The organism is Sulfuricaulis sp. (assembly GCF_049587675.1).
Lineage (GTDB): Bacteria > Pseudomonadota > Gammaproteobacteria > Acidiferrobacterales > Sulfurifustaceae > Sulfuricaulis.
The window spans coordinates 1-21754 of the sequence record NZ_JBAVEJ010000012.1 but is presented as its reverse complement, the minus strand read 5'-3'; the positions used below and the strand labels follow the sequence as shown (position 1 = coordinate 21754).

Below are 21754 nucleotides of genomic sequence, written 5' to 3'. Positions count from 1 at the left end.
GTATATTGATGTCGACAACGACACCGACTATAAAAAAAGAAGGGGTAAATCACGCATATTCGTGCGTTACGGAGTCTGAGGTAGTCATTGGCCATCGCTCGAAAACGCAGCGTTTCTCGGCCTTATTCAGGGGTGAAAAGAAGATTTCCTGATCATGGAATATCTGGTAAAAAACCATCTGTACGCTATAGTTAGTTGAGATTTGTAAAGAATATTGCTATTTATTTACATAACTCCCGGTCTTATATAAGGTTTTAGTATTAAGGAAGCCCGTTGAACTCAAAAGGGGTGAAAAGGATGTCTCGGAACAGGAGGGGTATGGCGCTGGCATGGCGATGGATGATCGTGGGAATGATGGCGCTCTTTCCAATAACCAGTCATGCGCTGGCGCTTGGCAAGCTAACGGTTTTATCTGCTCTCAATGAACCACTCAATGCCGAGATTGAATTCACTTCTGCCACCGAAAAGGAATTAAAAGGTCTCAACGCCTCACTGGGCTCGCGCGCTGATTTCGATGCCGCGGGTGTCGATCGTTTACCGCTTCTCTCTCAGATCAAATTCATGGTCGTGAAGAGGGCGGACGGCCGGTATTTTCTCGAACTTCGCACCGATCAACAGCTGGATGAACCGTTCCTGCATTTCCTTTTGCAGATCGAATGGGCGGGAGGACGGTTGGTGCGCGAATACACCGCGCTGATCGATCCGCCATATAAAATTTCAGGCAAGGCTGCTCCTGTTGAAGCACCCACGATATCTGCACCCGAACCTGTTGTCCCTGAACTCGCGATGCAGCCGCCGGAGCCTCCTGTCCCGGCCGCAGATGTTCCTCCGCCCGAAGCCCCGATAGCTGCCGAGGTACCGAAAGAAGAAATGCCGGTGATGGCGAAACCGGAAGAACCCAAGATCCCGGAGGAAGTAAAAGCGGAACAGATGCCTCCCCAAGAAGAGGTGGCGAAAGAAGCACCGCCGGCGGGAGCAGCACCGGAAGAACAGAAACTAGGACCACCGGAAGTGGCTCAGGGCGCCGCACCTCAGGAACCAGCCGCTCCGACTGTAGAACCTCTGGAAGCTGCTCCCAAGGCAGAGGCCGAGACTGCGCCTGAAGCGCAGCCGCCAACCGCACCAGAAACGAAACCTGCGCCCGCCGCCGTGTGGGCGGCGATGCCGGAATACAGCGTCAAGAAAGGCGACACGCTTTGGCGAGTGGCTGAAAATGTGCGTGGCGACAAAACGGATGCGAGTATCGAGCAGGTCATGCTCGCTATTTATCGCACCAATAAGAATGCGTTCTTCGGCAACAACGTCAACAACCTCAAGGCGGGAAAGATCCTGAAGGTGCCTGAGAGCGAAGAGATGAAAGCTGTTACCGCTCCTGAGGCGCGGCGGGAGTTTCGCGCCCAATACGACGCCTGGCAGGAATACAAGCTCAAACTTGCCAGCGCCAGCGGCGCTATCAAGGTGACGGAAACACCGGAAGCAGCTGCCCCGATGGCGGTGGAGAAGCCGGCCGAGAAGCCCGTGATGCCGGAGCCGGCCAAGAAGGCCGAAGTCAAGACAACGACACCGGCACCGACGGTGGCGGACAAAGGCAAACAAGATGAGTTGCTCAAGATCGTGCGCAGCACGCTCCAGCAGGAGAAGAGCACGCCGGACAAGAAGGTGTCGGAGAAGGAATCCGCCAAGGAGACCGCGGCCCGGGAGCAGCAAGCGCTCGCTGACCGTGCCGCCACGCTCGAAGAGTCTCTCGAATCCAAACGGCTCGAGAACAAGGACCTGACGGATAAGGTTGGGTTGGTACGTTCGCAGCTCAAGAAAGAATCGCGCCTGATCGAACTCGAAAACCAGAGTCTTGCCCAGCAGCAGAAACAGGCTGCCGCGCAGAAGGCTCCGGAAGTCAAACCGACCGAACCCGAAGTCAAACCGGCGGAAAAACCCGTCGAAATGCCGGCTGCCGCCAAGCCAGAGGAAAAAATCAAGGCGGAAGCGCTTCCGCCCGTAGCTAAACCGGCTCCGGCTGCGCCGAAAAAGAGAGTACCTGCTGTACCAGCTCCCAAGGTCGAGAAGGATTTCATGGCCACCGTGATGGAGGCCGTGCAGAGCGACCTGCTAGTACCGGCGGTCATTGGCATCGTCGTATTGTTGAGCGGTGGTATCGCGCTGGTGTATTTGCGTCGGCGCCAGAGGTCCATCGCCGAGTTCGAGGAAAGCATTCTTTCCGCCGATGCTATCAGCACCGAGCAACCGGCAATCACTGGCAATGTGCCCGGCCAGACCGTCGCCGCGACCACTGGAGGCGACACGTCGTTTCTCAGTGACTTCAGTCAGGGCGGCATGGGCAACATCCATACCGACGAGGTCGACCCGGTGGCCGAAGCCGAAGTGTATCTCGCCTACGGGCGCGATGAGACGGCCGAGGAGATTCTCAAGGAAGCGATGGTCAAGAATCCGGACCGCCAAGAACTGAAGCTCAAATTGTTGGAGATATACCATCAGCGCAATGATGTGGCGGCGTTCGAGACTCTGGCTGAGGAGCTTTACGCGGGATTGGGCGGTCGCGGCGGCAAGATATGGGAGAAGGTCGAAGAGATGGGCCGCAAACTCAACCCGGAGAACCCGATGTTCCGCGGTGGTGCGCCGGCCAAGACGTCAGCAACAGCGGCACTAGCCGCCGCTCCTGCAGGCAAAACATCGATGCCCTCCGCCGGCATGGGCGCGGGCATTCCCCATGACATGGAGCCATCCTCCTCCACACCGAAAACGGAACCGGCTGGAGATTTTGATTTTGACATGCCGTCGTCGGACGCCAAGGCGGGAGCGGAGACGAGTTTGGAATCGCTCGACTTGGGCACCGCGGCAGACAATGCGATTGATTTTGGCATCGGCGGCAAAGATGAAGCCGCCGCGGGATTTGACATTGGCGCGCCAGGCGCCGCAGCACCCGCCAGTAATGAGATCAAATGGGAACCGGGTGCCACTCCTGCGGCGGCCCCTGACGTCGTTCTTGATGCGACACCGCCTGCCGGCGAAGGCCAGGACTCGGCGCAATGGGACGAAACCGCGACGAAGCTCGATCTGGCCAAGGCCTATATCGACATGGGCGATGCTGAGGGGGCGCGCAGCATCCTTCAGGAAGTGATAACCGAAGGAAGCGAAGCGCAGAAGAAGCAGGCTCAGGAGTTGTCTGCTCAGATCGCCTGAGTTGCCGTTCAGTAGCGCCGTTTGAAATAAATCTCCCCACCACGGGTCAGCCCTGAGCTGATCTCAATACCGACATATGTCCGGGCGTTGTCCGCGTTGTCGACCCGCGTCATGCCAACGGTATCCTGTCATACACCAGAAACGTGCAGGCGTGGGGATTCATTTCATCCGATTCGTGCCGCTCGCGGCTGACTTCCTGCCAATGACCTTGATCGAACGGCGGAAAATATGTGTCGCCGGGGATGTGAGCATGGACCAGCGTCAGATACAGCCGGTCAGCATGTTCGAGCGCCTGACGGTAGATTTCCGCGCCACCGATGACAAAAACCTCCGGGTCGTTTTGAGCCGACGCCAGTGCGTCTTCGATGGAATGCCTCACGAGACAGCCCGGCGCGCGGTATGAAGGATCACGCGTGACGACGATGTTGGTGCGATCCGGCAGTGGTTTGCCGATCGATTCGTAGTTTCGGCGCCCCATGATGACATGATGGCCGGTGGTGATCCGGCGGAAATGCCTGAGGTCAGCCGGCAGCCGCCAAGGGAGCGTGTTGTTGACGCCGATCACGCGGTTTTCCGCCATGGCCGCGATGAGAGAGACGCGCACGGCGCGGGTCACTGGGATTACACCGCCACCGGCGCCTTGATCGAAGGATGCGGATCGTAGTTCAGCAGTTCGAAATCCTCGAAGCCGAAATCGAACAGCGAGGTTTTTTCCGGATTGAGGCGCATGCTCGGCAACGGCCTGGGTTCACGGGCGAGCTGTGTGTGAACCTGCTCCAGGTGATTGAGGTACAAATGTGCATCGCCGAGCGTATGCACGAACTCGCCCGGCTTGAGTCCGGTAGCCTGCGCCATCATCATAGTGAGCAGCGCGTAGGAGGCGATATTGAATGGCACGCCGAGAAAAATGTCGGCGCTGCGCTGATACAGCTGGCAAGACAGGCACCCCTGGGCGACGTAGAACTGGAACAGGAGGTGGCAGGGCGGCAACGCCATGCGTTCGATCTCGGAGACGTTCCAGGCGCTGACGATCAGCCGGCGTGAATCCGGGTTTTCGCGGATCGCGCGGGTCACCTGGCTGATCTGGTCAATGTGCCGGCCGTTCGGCGCGGGCCAGGAACGCCACTGGGCGCCGTAGACCGGGCCGAGGTCGCCATTCTCGTTCGCCCATTCGTCCCAAATACTGACGCCATGATCCTTCAGATAGCGGATATTGGTGTCGCCGCGCAGGAACCATAGCAATTCATAAATAATGGACTTGGTGTGCACTTTCTTCGTGGTGAGCAAGGGAAATCCCTGGGCCAGGTCGAACCGCATCTGGTGGCCGAACACGCTGAGCGTGCCGGTGCCGGTGCGGTCGTCCTTGCGCACGCCGTGGAGCATCACGTGGCGCATCAGGTCGAGATATGGCTGCATGCTGGTCTTTCCGGTCTTGAGTAAAAAATATCACCAAGAAGTCTAACTGCCAAGACGCCAAAGACGCCAGGGATTTGTTCTCTACCTGCCCTGATTTTCCTGGCGTCTTGGAGGTGAAATATTATTCGCTCTGTTTTCACTAATGCCGTGATGGCGCGAACAGGCGCACATTCCGGCGTTTGAAAATCGGCAGCAGCGCCATGCCGGCGACGAAGCCGCCAATGTGCGCGCCGAAAGCCACGCCGCCCCCGCGCGGATCGGCAAATGCCGTACTGATCAGTTGCAGCACAAACCAGAACCCCAGCACCGCCAAGGCCGGCAGCTGCACGAGTTGGGTATAGAAGCCAAGCGGAATCAGCACCAGCACGCGGGCATGAGGATAGAGCAGCAGATAGGCGCCCAGCACGCCGGAGATGGCGCCGCTGGCGCCGATCATGGGAACGGTGGAATCGGTGTTGGGCAAGGCCTGGGCCAGCACCGCGGCAATCCCACATAACAGATAAAAAAGGACAAAACGCACATGACCCATAGCGTCCTCGACGTTATTACCGAAGATCCACAGATACAGCATGTTACCGATGAGATGCATCCAGCTGCCATGAAGGAACATCGAGGTGAATACCGTCAGAGCAGGCGGCACCAGGGCAAGTTCCGGTGGCAGAGTTTTGTCCCCAAACAGCGCGGCCGGAATCGCACCCAGACTAAAAACGGCTGCTTCGAATCCCCGGCCACTGAGTGAATTCTGCCAAAGGAAGACGAGCGAACAAAGGACGATGAAGACAATCGTTATCAGCGGTTGAATCGTGGTGGGATTGTCGTCGCGCAGGGGAATCAAGATGATTCCCGGGACAGTTGCCGGCAGGGATCCTGGCGGTAGAAACGCTGCAGCTGTGAATAAACCGCCGGAAATTTCGCGTTGATCAGGTCGGGCACGGTGAAAAAGGTTTCGCTCGCGACGGCAAAAAACTCCGCGGGGTCTTCGGAAGCGTAAGGGTCGATGGAATTGCCATCACTTGTTTTCAATGCCGCGCAGAATCGATCGTAAGCATCCTGAAAATCGCGCGCCCATTCACGTCCGTCCATGTCCGCGTGCAGCGGCGGGAAGCCGTTGGCGTCACCGTTGAGCACATCCAGCTTGTGTGCGCATTCGTGAATCACGAGATTGTAATCGCCCTGCGTACTGTCTTCCACGCGGATGGCTTCCCAGGATAGCACCATCGGGCCGTGCGACAGGGACTGGCCGCAGAGATCCATGATCTCGCGGTGCACGACGCCGTGTTCATCCATGTATTCGTCGTGCACCCGGAAATCGCCGGGATAGATCACGATTGAGCTCCAGTCGGTGTAGTAATCGAGGCCGAGGTTGAGTATGGGAAGGCAGGCGTGCAACGCAATGCGTGCTCGCATGGCGTTCGTCACGACGAGGCCGGCCGCTCCCGAGAAAGATTTTTCGCGCAAAAGAAGGTTGGCGAGTTCGCGCAGTCGTTCCCGATCCGGTCCGCTCAGGGATCGTGCATAGGGAGATGTGCGCAGGGATCTGGACCATGTTGCGTCGGAGATGCTATCCCGCCCGGAACGCCGGAGGCCGAGCAGACGCTTCAAACTGCCGGTAGTCTGGCCGGCGCGTCGGGGCGAGGCTTTACGTGGAGCGGTCACCGCTGAGCAGCTTAATCGCGAGTTTCTTACCCTTCTCCACGGCCGGCTGATCCAGCGGGTTGATGCCGTACAGCAGACCGGTGTAAACCGTGATGCGCTGGTAGAGATCGATCATCTGACCGATGACATGCTCATTGATCGCGGGCAGGCGCAGGGTCATGTTGGGATGACCGGTCTCGGTGATGACCTGGCGTGTGGCCTGGAATTCGGCCTCGAGGACCTGGCTCATTTTTTTTCCCGCCAGATAGGGAAAAAATTTCCGGTTTTCTTCCGGCAGCGGGATTGAAAAATCCTGATCCCAGGAATCGAGCGCGAGGAAGGTGAATGTCTTGTCGAGGCGCGACTCGAGATACATCTGCAACTGGCTGTGCTGGTCTACGGCGCCCATGGCGCGCACCGGCAGCGTACCGGCGGGTGGGCGGCCCGGCCGCGTTTCCATCCGCTTGCCCAGCGACTCGGCCCACAACTGCCGGTACCAGTCCACGATCAGTTCCAGCGGATCGGCGTAGGGCATCATGACCGACACACGCTTGTTTTTGTTTATGTCGAATAGATAAAACAGGGCGGCGATTTCCAGCGCCGGGTTGGCATGGATGTCATCGGCGGTGCAGCGCCCGGCGTTGTCCGCCGCACCGGCGAGCAGGGCGCGGATGTCCACGCCGGCGACGGCCAGCGGCAGCAGGCCCACGGCGGTGAGCACGGAGAAACGACCGCCTACCTTGGGCGGTACCGGCAGCGACGGGAGGTCCTCGCGTACGGCCAGCTCGCGCAGCCAGCCGCTGGCTGGATCGGTGACGAGCCACTGATGCGTGCGCGCCTTGTCTTTGCCGAGTTCCTTTTCGAGCCAGTCGCGCAGGATCAGGAACTGGATGGCGGTCTCGATGGTTCCGCCCGACTTGCTGATGCAGATGACTCCGACTTTTTCGGCCTTATGGTGTTGCAGGATGTCGCGCAAACGGTAGGGATCGATGTTTTCCAGAAAATGCAGTCCAGGCACAGACGAGTCCGGGCGCACCGCCGTCATGGCGTGATGCACGGCCTTGGCGCCGAGACTGGAACCGCCGATGCCGATGACGATGACATCCTCAAAACGTCGTATCTGCGCCGCCATGGTTTCGATGGAGGCCAGCAAATCGGTCATGATGGCATGGAGGTTGAGGCTGGCGAACTCAGCGTTCTCTCCGCCCCGTGATTGCGCCACTACGATCTGGTGGATGCGTCTGAGTTCCGGAGCGAGTTCTTCCATCTCCGCTGTCGTGATGCCTTCCGCGCCAACGCCATCGCGGTACAGACGCGCGCTGTCGATATGCAGCAGTTTTGGCGATGAAGTATTTTGCGGAGATGAATTATTCCGGTGTTTCACGACAGGCCATTCCTAACGGTTACAACAAGTGTCTCGAAGGACGAATGTTATCATTGTTTCCCGTCCCGGGACTCCGCGGCTTCCAAGGTGTTCAGCAGCAGTGTGGCGACAGTCATCGGTCCCACGCCACCGGGGACCGGGGTAATCCAGCCGGCGCGCTGCTTCGCGGCGTTGAATTCCACGTCGCCGGTCAGCTTGCCGTTCGGCAGTCGGTTGATGCCGACATCGATCACGATGGCGCCGGGCTTGATCCATTCACCCTTGACCATCCCGGGTTTTCCCACCGCGACCACGAGCACATCGGCGCGCGCGACATGTGCCGGCAGGTTGCGCGTAAACCGGTGACAGACGGTGACGGTGCAGCCGCCGAGTAGAAGCTCAAGTGACATCGGTCGTCCCACGATATTGGATGCGCCCACGACCACGGCCTCTTTGCCTTCCAGGGATTCGCCGGTGGCCTCGAGCAGGCGCATGATACCGTAGGGTGTGCAGGGACGCAGTCGCGGGATGCGCTGCGCCAAGCGGCCGATGTTATAAGGATGAAATCCATCCACGTCCTTGGAAGGATTTATGCGCTCGATGACGGTTGTCTGGTCGATCTGTTTCGGCAGCGGCAGCTGTACCAGAATCCCGTCTACGTCGGGATGGTCATTCATCTGATCGATGAGGGACAGGAGCTTTTCCTGGGTCGTCTCGATCGGCAGGTCGTAGTCGAAGGAGCAGAAGCCGGCCTCGCTGCAGGCCTCGCGTTTGTTGCGCACGTAAACCTCGGAGGCGGCATCGTGGCCTATCTTGAGGACCGCGAGCCCCGGAGGACGTCGGCCTTCGCGCAGGCGGCGGTCCACCCGTTCTTTGATTTGGGCGCGCAATTCTTGTGCGATTTTCTTACCGTCGAGGAGACGTGCACTCATCTTTTTCAGGCCTGGCGCGCTCAATGCGCCGATGAATCATCGCATGCGCCCCGGTGGTGCGCCAAGCGCGGCGCCTGTATTTATAGCTTATAATCATGATCACGTCAGATTGACGGTCCCGGGGGTGGTGCGTATAGTTCCGCCCTCGCGCCGCCCGGGCCAGCCAGAACAAGGGCTTTCCGGAAATGGATGTGGTGACTCCGGCACCTGGCGTGGTGCACCGTTCGGGGTATAGCGCAGCCTGGTAGCGCACCTGCTTTGGGAGCAGGGTGTCGTGGGTTCAAATCCCTCTACCCCGACCAATTTTGATAATTGCATGCAGGGATCGCTTGGGATGTAATGACGGGCGTTTCGCCGGCGCCCGTAGCTCAACGGATAGAGCACCAGCCTTCTAAGCTGGGGGTCGCAGGTTCGATTCCTGCCGGGCGCGCCAATTTCCGAGTGGAGCAGGTGGATTCATCGCGGGTATAATGTCCGGCGACGACGAGTATCTATGGTGAGCGTAGCTCAGCTGGTTAGAGTCCCGGATTGTGATTCCGGTTGTCGTGGGTTCGAGTCCCATCGCTCACCCCAGTTTTTTTTGACCCGGGCCGTTAGCTCAGTTGGTAGAGCAGCTGACTCTTAATCAGCGGGTCGGAGGTTCGACCCCTCCACGGCCCACCATTTCTTACGGTATGGAATGGGTGAAGAGATAGCGATCTCTTTGCCCATTTCGATCCGTCCATGCGCTTTCCATATCAGTAATTCAAGGACCTTTCCGGCTTGTTACACACCGGATAGCGCTATACTGGAGTAACACGATTGCTGCGAATGTGGCGGAATTGGTAGACGCGCTGGATTTAGGTTCCAGTGGGGAAACCCGTGGGAGTTCGAGTCTCCCCATTCGCACCACTATTCACGGTTATTCGCCTTAAAGTTGCAAATTCTTGGCCTGTTTGCAGTAAATTCGGTATGATCCCTGCCGAAATACTATTAGCTTCAAGTTTTTATATTTTGATAATGGGGTTTTCAAATGCAAGTTTCAGTTGAAACCATCGGCACGCTGGGACGCCGCTTGAAGGTGGCTGTGTCGGCAGATCAGGTGGAGAAGGAATTCAATGACCGGCTTCAGCGTTTGTCGAAGCAGGTGAAGTTGCCCGGTTTTCGTCCCGGCAAGGTGCCGCTCAAGATGGTCGAGGCCCAATATGGTGGGCGGCTGATGGATGAGATCGCCGGCGACCTCATTCAGACCACGATGCACGAGGCCATCGGAAGCCAGGGGCTGCGCCCGGCGGGCGATCCGCGTGTGCAGCGCAAGACGGTAACACGCGGTGAGCAGCTCGAATACACCGTTGAGTTCGAGATTTATCCAGAAGTAAAACGCTTCGATCTGACGGGCACCCACATCGAGCGGCCGGTGGTAGCCGTTAGCGATGAGGACGTCGACCGCACGCTGGAAACCATTCGCAAACAGCGTGCCGCCTGGAGACCGGTCGAGCGCGAAGCGCATTTGGGCGACCGCGTGACAATCGATTTCATCGGACGGCTGAATGGCAAGGAATTTGAGGGCGGCAAAGCCACCGCATTACCGCTGGTGCTCGGGAGTGGCACGCTGATCGAGAGCCTGGAACAGGGGCTGATCGGCGCAAAAAGCGGAGAATCGCGCAACGTCATGGCCAAGTTTCCGGCGTATTACCGCCATTCTTTATTGGCCGGTCAGGCGGCGGATTTTGACGTAAAGGTTAATGAGGTCGCCGAAGCGATTTTGCCGGATGTGAACGAGGCATTTGCCAAGGAATTGGGTGTCGCGGACGGGAGCGTCGAAAAGCTGCGTACTGACATCAAATCCAATCTTGAACGCGAGGCGTCCAACCGCGCTCGCGCGGTGGTACGCACCCGGGCGCTCAAGTCGCTGTTGGATGCCAATCCGATGGACGTTCCTCAAAGTCTGCTGGATGGCGAGGTTCAGCGACTGAAATCAGCCGATGTCTCCAGCGGCTCAAGCCAGGCCGACGAGGCTGTTTATGCAAGCCGTGCCCGCAGTCGCGTGGCGTTGGGACTGATACTGGGTGAAATCATCCGCACCCGTGGTCTTGTGGCGGACCCAGCGCGAGTACGCGCCCGTCTCGAGGAAATGGCGGTGGATTACGAATCGCCCCAGGAGTTTATCAAGTGGCACTATGAGAAACCCGAGCGCTTGAGCGAGATCGAAAGCCTGGTCATGGAAGAAAGGGTCGTCGAGGATCTCCTGGGCTCCGCCGAGGTAACGGACAAATCCATGACTTTCCAGGAACTTCTGAAGACTGATGTTGTCCTTCAGTAGTTATGTCCTAATAGATTTCCCAAGAGAAGATTGCCGATTTTGGCGTGATGAAGGAAACCATAAATGACAGACATTGGACAACGTGACGGCGCTGCAAATCCCCTGGCCCTGGGCCTGGTTCCCATGGTTATTGAGACCACCGGTCGCGGCGAGCGCGCCTACGACATCTACTCACGCATGCTCAAGGAGCGCGTGGTGTTCCTGGTCGGGCAGGTTGAGGATCACATGGCGAATCTGATCGTGGCCCAGCTCCTGTTCCTGGAGTCCGAAAACCCGGACAAGGACATACACCTATATATCAACTCACCGGGCGGCGCGGTAAATGCCGGCTTGGCAATCTATGACACGATGCAGTTCATCAAACCGGACGTGAGCACCGTCTGTATCGGCCAGGCAGCCAGCATGGCCGCTCTGATCCTCACCGGCGGCGCCAAGGGCAAGCGATTCGCGTTGCCGCACGCACGCATGATGGTGCACCAGCCCATGGGCGGTTTTCAGGGGCAGGCAACGGACTTCGATATCCACGCCCGCGAAATCCTGCGCGTGCGCGAGCGGCTGAACCAGATCATGGTTAAACATACTGGCCGTGCCATGGATCAAATCAAGGATGATACCGACCGTGACTATTTCATGGACGGGGATGAAGCCAAGGCTTTCGGCTTGATTGACACGGTTATCGAAAAGCGCACCTAAAATAGGTGAACTTTCCGCAACATATGCTATAGATTTAAGGTAGAATATTTGCAAAACAGGCGTCTGAAAGCTTGCAAACATTGGCGGAAACCCGCATCCTTGCAGGCATTACAAAGATCCTTAATCGATAGTGAGGTTTAAGGATGGCTGACAACAACCATACGGGCAGGGGCGATGGAAAGAGTGAAAAGCTCCTGTACTGTTCATTCTGCGGCAAGAGCCAGCACGAGGTGCGCAAGCTGATTGCGGGGCCTTCAGTGTTCGTTTGCGACGAGTGCGTGGAGTTGTGTAACGACATTATCCGCGAAGAAGTCCAGGAAGAGAAAAACGCCGCCAATTCCAAAAAGAAATTCCCCACACCGCGCGAGATCCATCAGATTCTCGACGAGTACGTGATCGGCCAAGCTGACGCGAAAAGAGTGCTGTCGGTCGCGGTTTACAACCACTACAAACGCATCGAACACGAAGGCAAGGTCGGCGAGGTCGAGCTTTCCAAGAGCAATATCCTGCTGATCGGCCCCACCGGTTCCGGCAAAACGCTGCTGGCTGAAACGCTGGCGCGGCTCCTCAATGTGCCGTTTACGATTGCCGACGCCACAACCCTGACCGAAGCCGGCTATGTTGGTGAGGACGTCGAAAACATCATCCAGAAACTCCTTCAGAAATGCGATTATGATGTCGAGAAGGCACAGAAAGGCATCGTCTATATCGACGAGATCGACAAGATTTCGCGCAAGTCAGAAAACCCCTCGATTACGCGTGATGTGTCGGGTGAGGGCGTACAGCAGGCATTGCTCAAGCTGATTGAGGGCACGATTGCCTCAGTACCTCCGCAAGGTGGTCGCAAGCACCCGCAACAGGAGTTCCTGCAGGTGGACACACGCAATATCCTGTTCATCTGCGGCGGTGCGTTCTCAGGCCTGGAGAAAGTGATTCAGGGCCGCAGCGAGAGAACCGGTATCGGCTTCCACGCCGAGATTCGCAGCAAGGCCAACGCCAGGAAAGCGGGCGAAGTTCTGCGCATGGTTGAACCGGAAGATCTCATCAAGTATGGCCTGATACCGGAATTCGTCGGTCGTCTGCCTGTGATTGCCATCCTTGATGAACTCGACGAGCGGGCGCTGATCCAGATTTTGACGGAACCCAAGAATGCGTTGGCCAAGCAGTATCAGAAATTGCTCAAGCTGGAAGGGGTTGAACTGGAAATTCGCGAAGACGCGTTGCTGGCCGTAGCCAAGCGCGCCATGGAGCGCAAAACCGGCGCGCGCGGTCTGCGATCCATTCTCGAGCGCGCTTTGCTCGATGTCATGTTCGATCTGCCTTCCGTAGAGAACGTCAAGAAGGTTGTGGTCGAATCAGCTGTGATCACGGATGGCGCCAAGCCATTGATCATTTACTACGCCGATAACGACGAGCAGGACAAGCGGCGGGCATCGATCAGTCAGTAAGTGAAATCGCTGGCTTTACATCAGGAACCCCGCCCCGCGCGGGGTTTCTTTTTGTTAGCCCCATACTTGCGGGTCACATCTTCCCGGGGCCAGCAGCCCCATGCTCTGCCGCACAAAATGTCTCCCTTGGCTGCCTATGCGGCATTTTCCTGTACTGCTCATGCTGCACCACTTGTGGTTTCGGGCATTTTTAGTATAGCTGGTGCAGTTTGTACGGCTATGTGCGCCATTTGTCGCCGAACCGATGAGTTTGGTGGTTTTTTACAAAATATCTCAGGCATATGATTGAAATTGGACCATTTAGGCCCCAAACTTGAACGAAGTTAATCACTTTCACTGATTACAGGAATTACAGGCGGAAATGCAAGAAACCAAACCCCTCGTGGTCGTTCCAGGATCGGAAACGAACATCCCCGTGCTGCCGTTGCGCGATGTTGTGGTGTTTCCGCACATGGTCATCCCGCTGTTTGTCGGCCGGCGCAAGTCCATCCGCGCGCTCGAGCAGGCCATGGAGACCGGCAAACAGATCATGCTGGTCGCGCAAAAGAGCGCCTCCGACGATGATCCGACACCGGAAAGTATCCACACCATCGGAACCATTGCCAGCATTCTGCAGTTGCTGAAACTGCCCGACGGCACCGTGAAGGTCCTGGTCGAGGGTGAGCGTCGGGCCGTGGTTCAGAATTATCTGGATACGGAAGATTACTTTTCCGCGCAGGTGGCGCTGCTTGATGCCTTGTCACTCACCGACAAGGAGGGCGAAGCGTTGATGCGTTCTGTCCTGAATGAATTCGATCAGTACGTCAAACTTAACATGAAAATCCCGCCGGAGATTCTTACTTCGCTTGCGGGGATTGACGATCCGGGCCGGCTCGCCGACACGGTGGCCGCGCACCTTTCCCTCAAGATCGAGGACAAGCAGCAGATCCTCATGGTGCAGGATGTGCGCGAACGGCTGGAGAAAATTCTCACCGTGCTCGAGAGTGAGATCGATCTGCTGCAGGTCGAGAAGCGCATTCGCGGCCGTGTGAAGCGCCAGATGGAGAAAAGTCAGCGCGAGTATTATCTCAACGAGCAGATGAAGGCGATTCAGAAGGAACTGGGCGAGCTCGAAGAAGGTCCGAACGAGGCCGAAGAGCTTGCGAAGAAGATCGAGAAAGCGGGCATGAGCAAGGAGGCCCGCGAAAAGGCCGAATCGGAACTGAAGAAGCTCAAGATGATGTCGCCGATGTCAGCTGAGGCCACGGTCGTACGAAATTATATTGATTGGCTGGTAAACGTTCCGTGGAAGAAGCGCAACAAGATCCAGAAAGATCTATCGAAGGCCGAGGAAATTCTCGAGAAGGATCACTATGGCCTTGAAAAGGTCAAGGAACGCATCCTCGAATATCTTGCCGTGCAACAGCGGGTGAACAAGCTTAAGGGTCCGATCCTGTGCCTGGTGGGTCCGCCGGGCGTCGGCAAGACCTCGCTCGGTCAGTCCATCGCACGTGCCACGAATCGCAAGTTCGTGCGCATGTCGTTGGGCGGCGTACGTGACGAGGCCGAGATCCGCGGTCATCGCCGCACCTATATCGGCTCATTGCCCGGCAAAATCATCCAGAATCTGTCCAAGGCGAAGGTTCGCAATCCGCTCTTTATGCTGGACGAGGTTGACAAGATGGCCATGGATTTTCGCGGCGATCCATCTTCGGCGTTGTTGGAAGTGCTCGACCCGGAGCAGAACCATGCGTTCAACGATCATTATCTCGAGGTAGATTACGACCTGTCGGATGTCATGTTCGTCGCTACGGCGAACACGCTGAATATCCCGCCGCCGCTGCTTGACCGTATGGAGGTGATTCGTCTCTCGGGTTACACCGATGATGAGAAGATCAACATCGCCATGCGCTATCTCATTCCCAAGCAGCTTAAGAACAACGGACTCAAGGAAAGCGAACTGCATCTGTCCGAAAAGACCATTCGCGATATCACCCGTTATTACACGCGTGAAGCGGGGGTGCGTAATCTGGAACGTGAGATCGCCAAGATCTGCCGCAAGGTGACGAAGGAACTTCTGCTCAACAAGGGCAAGGCGGAGAAGACCATCGCTGTTACGCCCAAGAGCCTGGAGAAGTATCTCGGTGTGCGACGCTACCGTTATGGCACGGCCGAACAGACCAACCAGGTAGGTCAGGTCACGGGCTTGGCGTGGACCGAGGTGGGCGGCGAATTGCTCACCATCGAAGCGGTTATCGTGCCCGGCAAGGGCAAGCTGACCATCACCGGCAAGCTCGGCGACGTCATGCAGGAGTCGATCCAGGCGGCCATGAGCGTGGTGCGCGCGCGCGCGACCAAGCTTGGCATCATGCCCGATTTCTATCAAAAGCATGACTTTCACCTGCACGTGCCTGAAGGCGCTACACCCAAGGATGGACCCAGCGCCGGCATAGCCATGTGCACCGCCATGGTCTCGGCGCTGACCAAAATACCGGTGCGCGCCGAAGTGGCGATGACGGGCGAAATCACGCTGCGTGGCGAGGTATTGCCAATCGGCGGACTCAAGGAAAAGCTGCTCGCGGCGCACCGTGGCAACCTCAAGGTGGTGCTGATTCCGGAAGAGAACCGCAAGGATCTCACTGAGATTCCGAAGAACATCCGCGACAGCCTCGATATCCGTCCCGTGCGCTGGGTCGATCAGGTGCTGGAGGCGGCGCTTGAGCGCCTGCCTGAGCCGCTGGATGAATCGAAGCTCGCCGAAGCGGCCAAGCCACCGGAGCAGCCTGCTGCCGTCAACCCGATCACGACGCATTGACGGGTACGGCCTGACTTGCCCTCGGGCGAGGGTATTCTCTCTTTTGTCTCCGATCACACGACACGGCGCCTCACGGCCCGTGTCGTGTGTCTGTTTTTCTTGACAAGGATTTCCCGCAACTGTATATAACCTGCGACGCGTCTATGTTTTTTCATGGAACGTCGTTTCTGATTCAGCAGCAATTGTTTTCGGGAATCCTGTTCACCACATCCAGCAAGAGGACCTAACGTGAATAAAACCGATCTGATTGACAAAGTTGCTGTAACCACCGAACTGAACAAAGCCTCCGCCACACGTGCCGTGGAAGCGGTGCTCGAGATCATCGCCGGTACCTTGCGTCAGGGCGATACCGTCACGCTCTCCGGCTTCGGTACATTCTCAGTGAGCAACCGGTCTGCGCGCACCGGACGCAATCCGCGAACCGGCGAAATGATCGCCATCCCGGCCTCCAAGGCACCCAAATTCAAATCTGGCAAAGGTCTGAAGGATGCCTTAAACTAGCCGGCCTTTTGTGAGGGTCTTGATTCGGCTTCAGGGTGCTTAGCTCAGCTGGTAGAGCGTCGCCCTTACAAGGCGAATGTCGGGGGTTCGATCCCCTCAGCACCCACCAAAGACCGGGAGCGGTAGTTCAGTTGGTTAGAATACCGGCCTGTCACGCCGGGGGTCGCGGGTTCGAGTCCCGTCCGCTCCGCCACTACACGCGCAGGGCGAGGAGTCATCCTCGCCCTTTGTTTTTTTGATTCTGTTTTGTGAATTGATGTGCCCGCAAACTCTCTGTAGAGTAACAGCCCAATGCTTTCCACGATCCGCGAAAAAACCCAGGGCATCTTCGCTACTTTCATCCTGGTCTTGGTTGTCGTACCGTTTGCGCTGTGGGGTATCAACTCCTATTTCGACACCGGTTCCAAAATCAATGTCGCCAAGGCCGGTGACATTGATATCAGCCAGGTAAAATACCGCCGCGAGCTCGACCGGCTGCGTGGCCGCGTGGAGCCGGCAACTCTGGACAACCCCCAATTCAAACAGCGGATCCTCGACAGCCTGATTGATAGGGCACTGCTTGTGCACGATGCCGAGGTGCAGGGTTACCGCCTCAGCAATGCGCGTCTGGCCCAAACGATCCGCGAACTGCCGTATTTTCAACGTGACGGCCATTTTGATTCCGCATTGTATGAGGGCACGCTGCGTCGTGAAGGCATGAATGTGCATGAATTCGAGAGCGGAGTGCGCGAGGAAGGTCTTGTCATGCAGGTTCAGGCCGGCTTGAGCGAAAGCGGCTTTGTGACACGCACCGATGTGGCTGCGCTGATCCGCTTGCTATCACAGGAGCGGGAAGTGGCCTACGCCGTGATAAGCACAGACGCCGTGATGCCCAAGGGGTCCGTCAGCGAGAAGGAGATCGAACAGTACTATTCATCTCATACCGAGCTCTTCCAGATACCCGAACAGGTCCGCGTCGAGTATCTGCGTTTCTCCGCCGGTGACCTGAACACGGGCGGTCAACCGACGGAAGAGGAGCTCAAAAAGGCCTATGCCGAGGAGGCGGCTCGCTATGTCATTCCCGAGAAGCGCCGTGCCAGCCACATATTGATTTCGCTACCTGCCCAAGCCACGGATGAGCAGGCCAAAGCGGCACTGACGAAAATTCAGGACATTGCCAAACAGGCCCGTACCGGGGCCGATTTCGGCGCGCTCGCGAAAAAGTATTCCATGGACAGCGCGACATCCCCTGGTGGCGGCGATCTTGGCGAGATTCGCCGCGGGGCGATTCCGAAGGAACTGGAAGCGACCGCCTTCGCATTGAAACCCGGCGAAATCAGCCAGCCGGTTCGCAGCACCTATGGCTATCATCTGATCAAGCTGACCGCCCTGACCCCCGAGAAGCGCAAACCTTTTGCGGACGTGCGCAAGGAATTGATGGATGTCGTGCGCAAGCGCAAGGGTGAAGAAAAGTTTTTCGAGCTGTCGGAGAAATTCCGCAATCTTGTCTATGAGCAGCCGGACAGTCTTGTGCCCGCGTCCAAAGCCTTCGGACTCCCGATACAGAAAAGCGACTGGTTCACGCGCGCCGGCGGTCCCGGCATCGCCGCCAACCCCAAGGTGGCGCAGGCCGCGTTCGAGCCGGATGTGCTGGCTCAGATTCGCAACAGCGATGCCATCGAGGTTAGCAGCGATACCCTGGTGGCCATCCGCGTTACCGACAAGCAGCCGGCCGGACGCAAGCCGTTAGCTGAGGTGCGCGCGCAGATCGAGCAAGTGCTGAAGCAGGAACAAGCAAAACAGGTAGCGGGAAAGCTGGGTGAAGCATGGGTGCGTGAACTGCAGGCCGGTGGATCGCTCGAGGCGCTGGCCAAAAAGCGCGGATTCAAATACCAGTCACCGAAGGTGTTCACGCGCCAAACGCTGCCAGGCGTTGAATCGCGCATCGCCGAAGCTGCGTTCCGGACTGCGCGACCGGAGGGAGGAAAGCCGGTGTACGATCTGGTTGACCTGGGTCCCCAAGGTTACGCGGTACTGGCACTGCTGCGCGTGCGCGACACGTCAGACAAGGCGGAAAGCAGCGTACAGGAGAAGGCGCGGTCGTTGCTGCTAAAGCGTCGCGGTACGGACTACTATGCCAATTACCGTGCGGGATTGCGCCAGAAGGCTAATATCAAGATTTACGCTGACCAGCTATAAGCCTATTCCAGCAGTTTGCCGTAATCCAGGCCGATCGCCACGGTGTTGAATCCACCGTCGACATAGGTGATCTCGCCGGTCACGGCGGAGGCGAGATCGGAGCAAAGGAAGGCTGCCACGTTTCCCACCTCGTCGATAGTCACGCCGCGCCCGAGCGGCGCCATCTTGTCGTTGTAATCCAGCAGCTTTTTAAAGTCGCTAATGCCGGCGGCCGCCAATGTGCGGATAGGTCCGGCAGAGATCGCGTTGACGCGGATGCCCTCCGGGCCGAGTGCCTGTGCCAAGTAGCGCACGTTCGCCTCAAGACTCGCCTTGGCCAGTCCCATTATGTTGTAATTGGGTACCGAACGGTCGGCGCCGATGTAGGTGAGCGTCAGTAACGCACCCTGGCGGCCCTGCATCATGGACCGGCTGGCCTTGGCCAACGCGGTGAAGCTGAAAGAGCTGATCTCGTGCGCGATGCGGAATCCCTCGCGTGTTGTGACATCCACGAAGTTGCCGGACAGCTGTTCACGCAGCGCGAAAGCGACTGAATGAACGATAATGTCGAGCCCGTCCCAATAGTCGTCGAGGTGCGAGAATACCGCCTCGATCTGCTCGTCGCTGGAGACGTCGCAGGGGATCAGGATATCCGACTTGGTCTGGGCCGCCAGTTTCTCGACCCGTTCCTTGAGTTTATCGTTCTGGTAGGTATAGGCGATCTCGGCGCCTTCCCGATGCATGGCCTTGGCGATTCCCCAGGCGATGGACCGGTCCCCGGCCACGCCCACGATCAACGCCCGCTTGCCTGCCAGAAATCCCATAAAACGATCTCCACCTGATATTTGAATTGAGAGCCTGACGCCATGTTGTTTTACCGGGCGTCCGGGTGAAATGAGTTGCTACAGTAGCGAAAATTCACGCCCGCGGGAAGAGGGATGATTGGATGGAATTTGATATATTGGAGCCGTAACCGGCTTGCTTAATACGTCAAGACGAGCGAGCGCAGCGAGCAGGGCTTCATTTAACCGGCACGACGGACCTACTGGAGAACGGACTCAGGCAGCATGAAATGCCCCGGCGCGACGCGGACTGTCTTGTTGGCGATTTTGATCCTTTTCTCCGCTGCCGTGGCGGCTTCCTGGAACAATCCCTATCCGGAGGCGGACGCGGAAAAGAATATTCTGTATTCCGCCTTCCGTGAGCGCCCCAAGACATTCGACCCGGCGCGCGCCTACAGCTCCAACGAATATCAATTCATCGCCCAGATCTACGAACCGCCGTTCCAGTATCATTACCTCAAACGGCCGTATACGCTGGTGCCGTTGACCGCCAGCAGCGTTCCCACCCCCGTCTTTTTCGACAAGCAGGGACGCCGCCTGCCGCACAATGTTCCGGTGGCGCGCATCGCCTACAGCGTGTATGAGATTCACATCCGTCCGGGCATTTATTTCCAGCCGCACCCGGCGTTCGCACGCGATGCCTCCGGCCGCTTGCTGTATCACGCCCTGGGCCCGGGCGACCTGATGGATATAAATACTATCGGCGATTTTGCACAATCCGGCACGCGCGAGGTGACGGCCGCCGACTACATCTACCAGATCAAGCGCCTGGCGCACCCCAAGCTGCACTCGCCGATCCAGAGCCTCATGAACGATTACATCGTGGGCATCCGGGAATATGCCGACACGCTCAAGAAGGCTTACGACGCCATTGCCGGCGGCCGCGAAGAGGGCGTATATCTCAATCTAACGCAATACCCGCTGGCCGGCGTCGAGGAAGTGGACCGCTATACCTACCGTGTGAAGATCAAAGGAAAGTATCCGCAGTTCCTTTACTGGATGGCCATGCCGTTTTTTGCGCCGATGGCACCCGAGGCCGATCACTTTTTTTCGCAGCCGGGCATGGCGGAAAAGAATCTCACGCTCGACTGGTATCCCGTCGGCAGTGGCGCCTACATGCTGACGGTCAACAACCCCAACCGCCAGATGGTGCTGGAACGCAACCCGAACTATCACGAGGAGCTCTATCCCGCCGAGGGTGAGCCTGGAGACGGGTCCGCCGGTCTGCTCGCTGACGCCGGCAAGGCTCTGCCATTCATCGATAAAGTTGTGTTCAGTCTCGAGAAGGAAGGCATTCCGTACTGGAACAAGTTTCTGCAAGGGTATTACGATCGCTCCGGCGTGTTGGCCGAGAGTTTCGATCAGGCCATCCGTTTCACCGGCGAGGGCGACACCGAGGTGAGCGACGCGATGAGGCAAAAGGGCATACAGCTGCTGACCAGTGTGCAGACCTCGACCTATTACCTCGGTTTCAATATGCTCGATCCGCTGGTGGGCGGTTACACAGAGCATGCCCGCAAGCTGCGTCTGGCGATATCCATTGCCATCGATTTCGAAGAGCGCATATCGATATTCGATAATGGGCGCGGCATCGCCGCGCAGGGTCCGCTGGCACCGGGGATTTTTGGTTACCGTGAGAGCCAGGCGGGCATTAATCCCTACGTGTACGACTGGATCGATGGAAGACCGCAGCGCAAACCGATCGAATATGCGCGCCGTCTGCTGGCCGAGGCCGGTTATCCTGGCGGCGTTGATCACGCTACCGGCAAGCCGCTCCTGATCAATTTTGAAACCCCCGCGACCGGCCCCGAGCGCAAGGCCGAACTTGACTGGATGCGCAAACAATTGCAGAAACTCAACATCGACCTGGTCGTACGCGCGACGGACTACAACCGCTTCCAGGAGAAGATGCGCAAGGGCGACGCGCAGATGTACGACTGGGGGTGGAACGCGGATTATCCTGATCCGGAGAATTTCCTGTTTTTGCTCTACGGGCCGAACAAGAAGGTCGGACACGACGGCGAGAATGCCTCGAACTATGACAATCCGGAGTTCAATCGGCTCTTCGAACGCATGAAGAACATGGACAACACGCCGGAGCGCCAGTCCATCATCGATCAAATGGTAGACATCGCGCGCCGCGACGCGCCTTGGGTCTGGGGCGTCCATCCGAAGCAGTTCACCCTGCAGCACGCCTGGGTATATAACACCAAGCCCGGCCAAATGGCGAATAACACCATCAAATACACCCGCATTGACCCCAGGATGCGCGCCGAGCGGCGCATAGCCTGGAACCGCCCAGTGATCTGGCCCATTGCAGCCGTGCTGGCGCTGCTCGTGGCAAGTGCGGTGCCGGCCGTCGTGGCCTATCGTCGGCGCGAACGAGAGGTAGCGACGTGAGCCGCAGAGATGGCGACCGCGCTGCGCGGAGCAGGGGCCCCTCTGGGGATGCGACCGCTGCGCGGGATGCAGG

General features: G+C 57.8%; 14 protein-coding genes, 7 tRNA genes and 1 pseudogene. 15 read left to right on the top strand and 7 right to left on the bottom strand.

What is annotated here, in order from left to right; genetic code table 11:
- Positions 1-318 precede the first annotated feature (318 nt).
- A complete protein-coding gene (locus WB402_RS00505; RefSeq protein ID WP_424204700.1) occupies positions 319-3198 on the top strand; it encodes a FimV/HubP family polar landmark protein in 2880 nt (959 codons plus the stop codon).
- Positions 3199-3307: 109 nt separating this feature from the next.
- On the opposite strand, the gene folA is transcribed toward WB402_RS00505, so the two are convergent.
- The 6 genes from folA to folD form a co-directional block, all read right to left on the bottom strand.
- On the bottom strand, positions 3308-3814 hold the full coding sequence (gene folA, locus WB402_RS00500) for a type 3 dihydrofolate reductase (protein ID WP_424204698.1): 507 nt from the start codon (positions 3812-3814) through the stop codon (positions 3308-3310).
- Between the two features lie 5 nt (positions 3815-3819).
- Positions 3820-4614 carry a thymidylate synthase gene (locus WB402_RS00495; protein ID WP_424204697.1) on the bottom strand — a complete coding sequence of 265 codons (795 nt, stop codon included), beginning with the start codon at positions 4612-4614 and terminating at the stop codon, positions 3820-3822.
- Between the two features lie 139 nt (positions 4615-4753).
- Positions 4754-5449: a rhomboid family intramembrane serine protease gene (locus WB402_RS00490; protein WP_424204695.1), complete on the bottom strand. Its 696-nt coding sequence runs from the start codon at positions 5447-5449 to the stop codon at positions 4754-4756.
- On the bottom strand, positions 5446-6270 hold the full coding sequence (locus WB402_RS00485; protein ID WP_424204693.1) for a zinc-dependent peptidase: 825 nt from the start codon (positions 6268-6270) through the stop codon (positions 5446-5448). The genes WB402_RS00490 and WB402_RS00485 overlap by 4 nt, the downstream gene beginning before the upstream one ends.
- A complete protein-coding gene (locus tag WB402_RS00480; RefSeq protein ID WP_424204692.1) occupies positions 6254-7633 on the bottom strand; it encodes a glucose-6-phosphate isomerase in 1380 nt (459 codons plus the stop codon). Before WB402_RS00480 ends, WB402_RS00485 begins: the two co-directional genes overlap by 17 nt.
- A gap of 50 nt (positions 7634-7683) precedes the next feature.
- Positions 7684-8544 carry a bifunctional methylenetetrahydrofolate dehydrogenase/methenyltetrahydrofolate cyclohydrolase FolD gene (gene folD / locus WB402_RS00475; RefSeq protein ID WP_424204690.1) on the bottom strand — a complete coding sequence of 287 codons (861 nt, stop codon included), beginning with the start codon at positions 8542-8544 and terminating at the stop codon, positions 7684-7686.
- A 225-nt stretch (positions 8545-8769) separates the two neighbouring features.
- On the opposite strand from folD, the gene WB402_RS00470 reads away from it, so the two are divergent.
- The 13 genes and pseudogenes from WB402_RS00470 to WB402_RS00410 all read left to right on the top strand — a co-directional run bounded on the left by WB402_RS00470 (position 8770) and on the right by WB402_RS00410 (position 18460).
- A tRNA-Pro gene (locus WB402_RS00470) sits at positions 8770-8846 on the top strand.
- A 55-nt stretch (positions 8847-8901) separates the two neighbouring features.
- Positions 8902-8977, top strand: a tRNA-Arg gene (locus tag WB402_RS00465).
- A 63-nt stretch (positions 8978-9040) separates the two neighbouring features.
- Positions 9041-9117, top strand: a tRNA-His gene (locus WB402_RS00460).
- A gap of 14 nt (positions 9118-9131) precedes the next feature.
- Positions 9132-9207, top strand: a tRNA-Lys gene (locus tag WB402_RS00455).
- 143 nt (positions 9208-9350) lie between these two features.
- Positions 9351-9435: transfer RNA gene (locus WB402_RS00450), tRNA-Leu, on the top strand.
- Between the two features lie 121 nt (positions 9436-9556).
- Positions 9557-10846, top strand: coding sequence for a trigger factor (gene tig, locus WB402_RS00445; RefSeq protein WP_424204688.1), 1290 nt, complete (start codon positions 9557-9559; stop codon positions 10844-10846).
- A 63-nt stretch (positions 10847-10909) separates the two neighbouring features.
- Complete coding sequence (gene clpP, locus WB402_RS00440) at positions 10910-11539, top strand: ATP-dependent Clp endopeptidase proteolytic subunit ClpP (protein WP_424204686.1); 630 nt, start codon at positions 10910-10912, stop codon at positions 11537-11539.
- Positions 11540-11682: 143 nt separating this feature from the next.
- The gene (gene clpX, locus WB402_RS00435; RefSeq protein ID WP_424204685.1) at positions 11683-12987 is read left to right on the top strand and encodes an ATP-dependent Clp protease ATP-binding subunit ClpX; all 1305 of its coding nucleotides are present in this window, start codon (positions 11683-11685) and stop codon (positions 12985-12987) included.
- A 361-nt stretch (positions 12988-13348) separates the two neighbouring features.
- Entirely contained in the window at positions 13349-15781 is a 2433-nt protein-coding gene (lon, locus tag WB402_RS00430) for an endopeptidase La (protein ID WP_424204683.1), read from the top strand.
- Positions 15782-15997: 216 nt separating this feature from the next.
- Positions 15998-16282 (top strand): annotated as a pseudogene (locus tag WB402_RS00425) (HU family DNA-binding protein); the annotation flags it as partial.
- A gap of 33 nt (positions 16283-16315) precedes the next feature.
- Positions 16316-16391, top strand: a tRNA-Val gene (locus WB402_RS00420).
- Between the two features lie 7 nt (positions 16392-16398).
- Positions 16399-16475, top strand: a tRNA-Asp gene (locus WB402_RS00415).
- Between the two features lie 98 nt (positions 16476-16573).
- Positions 16574-18460 carry a SurA N-terminal domain-containing protein gene (locus tag WB402_RS00410; protein WP_424204681.1) on the top strand — a complete coding sequence of 629 codons (1887 nt, stop codon included), beginning with the start codon at positions 16574-16576 and terminating at the stop codon, positions 18458-18460.
- A gap of 2 nt (positions 18461-18462) precedes the next feature.
- Here WB402_RS00410 and WB402_RS00405 read toward each other — a convergent pair whose 3' ends face one another.
- Positions 18463-19263 (bottom strand): enoyl-ACP reductase FabI, encoded by an 801-nt coding sequence (locus WB402_RS00405; protein WP_424204680.1) that lies wholly within the window; start codon positions 19261-19263, stop codon positions 18463-18465.
- Between the two features lie 243 nt (positions 19264-19506).
- Here WB402_RS00405 and WB402_RS00400 point away from each other — a divergent pair, with 243 nt between their 5' ends.
- A complete protein-coding gene (locus tag WB402_RS00400) occupies positions 19507-21681 on the top strand; it encodes an ABC transporter substrate-binding protein (protein ID WP_424204678.1) in 2175 nt (724 codons plus the stop codon).
- Positions 21682-21754: the final 73 nt, after the last annotated feature.

Bases quoted from the DNA above. Each gene is read 5' to 3' on its own strand.
- WB402_RS00505 (WP_424204700.1), top strand. From the start codon at position 319: ATGGCGCTGGCATGGCGATGGATGATCGTGGGAATGATGGCGCTCTTT.
- WB402_RS00495 (WP_424204697.1), bottom strand. From the start codon at position 4,614: ATGCAGCCATATCTCGACCTGATGCGCCACGTGATGCTCCACGGCGTG.
- folD (WP_424204690.1), bottom strand. From the start codon at position 8,544: ATGAGTGCACGTCTCCTCGACGGTAAGAAAATCGCACAAGAATTGCGC.
- tig (WP_424204688.1), top strand. From the start codon at position 9,557: ATGCAAGTTTCAGTTGAAACCATCGGCACGCTGGGACGCCGCTTGAAG.
- clpP (WP_424204686.1), top strand. From the start codon at position 10,910: ATGACAGACATTGGACAACGTGACGGCGCTGCAAATCCCCTGGCCCTG.
- clpX (WP_424204685.1), top strand. From the start codon at position 11,683: ATGGCTGACAACAACCATACGGGCAGGGGCGATGGAAAGAGTGAAAAG.
- lon (WP_424204683.1), top strand. From the start codon at position 13,349: ATGCAAGAAACCAAACCCCTCGTGGTCGTTCCAGGATCGGAAACGAAC.
- WB402_RS00410 (WP_424204681.1), top strand. From the start codon at position 16,574: ATGCTTTCCACGATCCGCGAAAAAACCCAGGGCATCTTCGCTACTTTC.
- WB402_RS00405 (WP_424204680.1), bottom strand. From the start codon at position 19,263: ATGGGATTTCTGGCAGGCAAGCGGGCGTTGATCGTGGGCGTGGCCGGG.
- WB402_RS00400 (WP_424204678.1), top strand. From the start codon at position 19,507: ATGAAATGCCCCGGCGCGACGCGGACTGTCTTGTTGGCGATTTTGATC.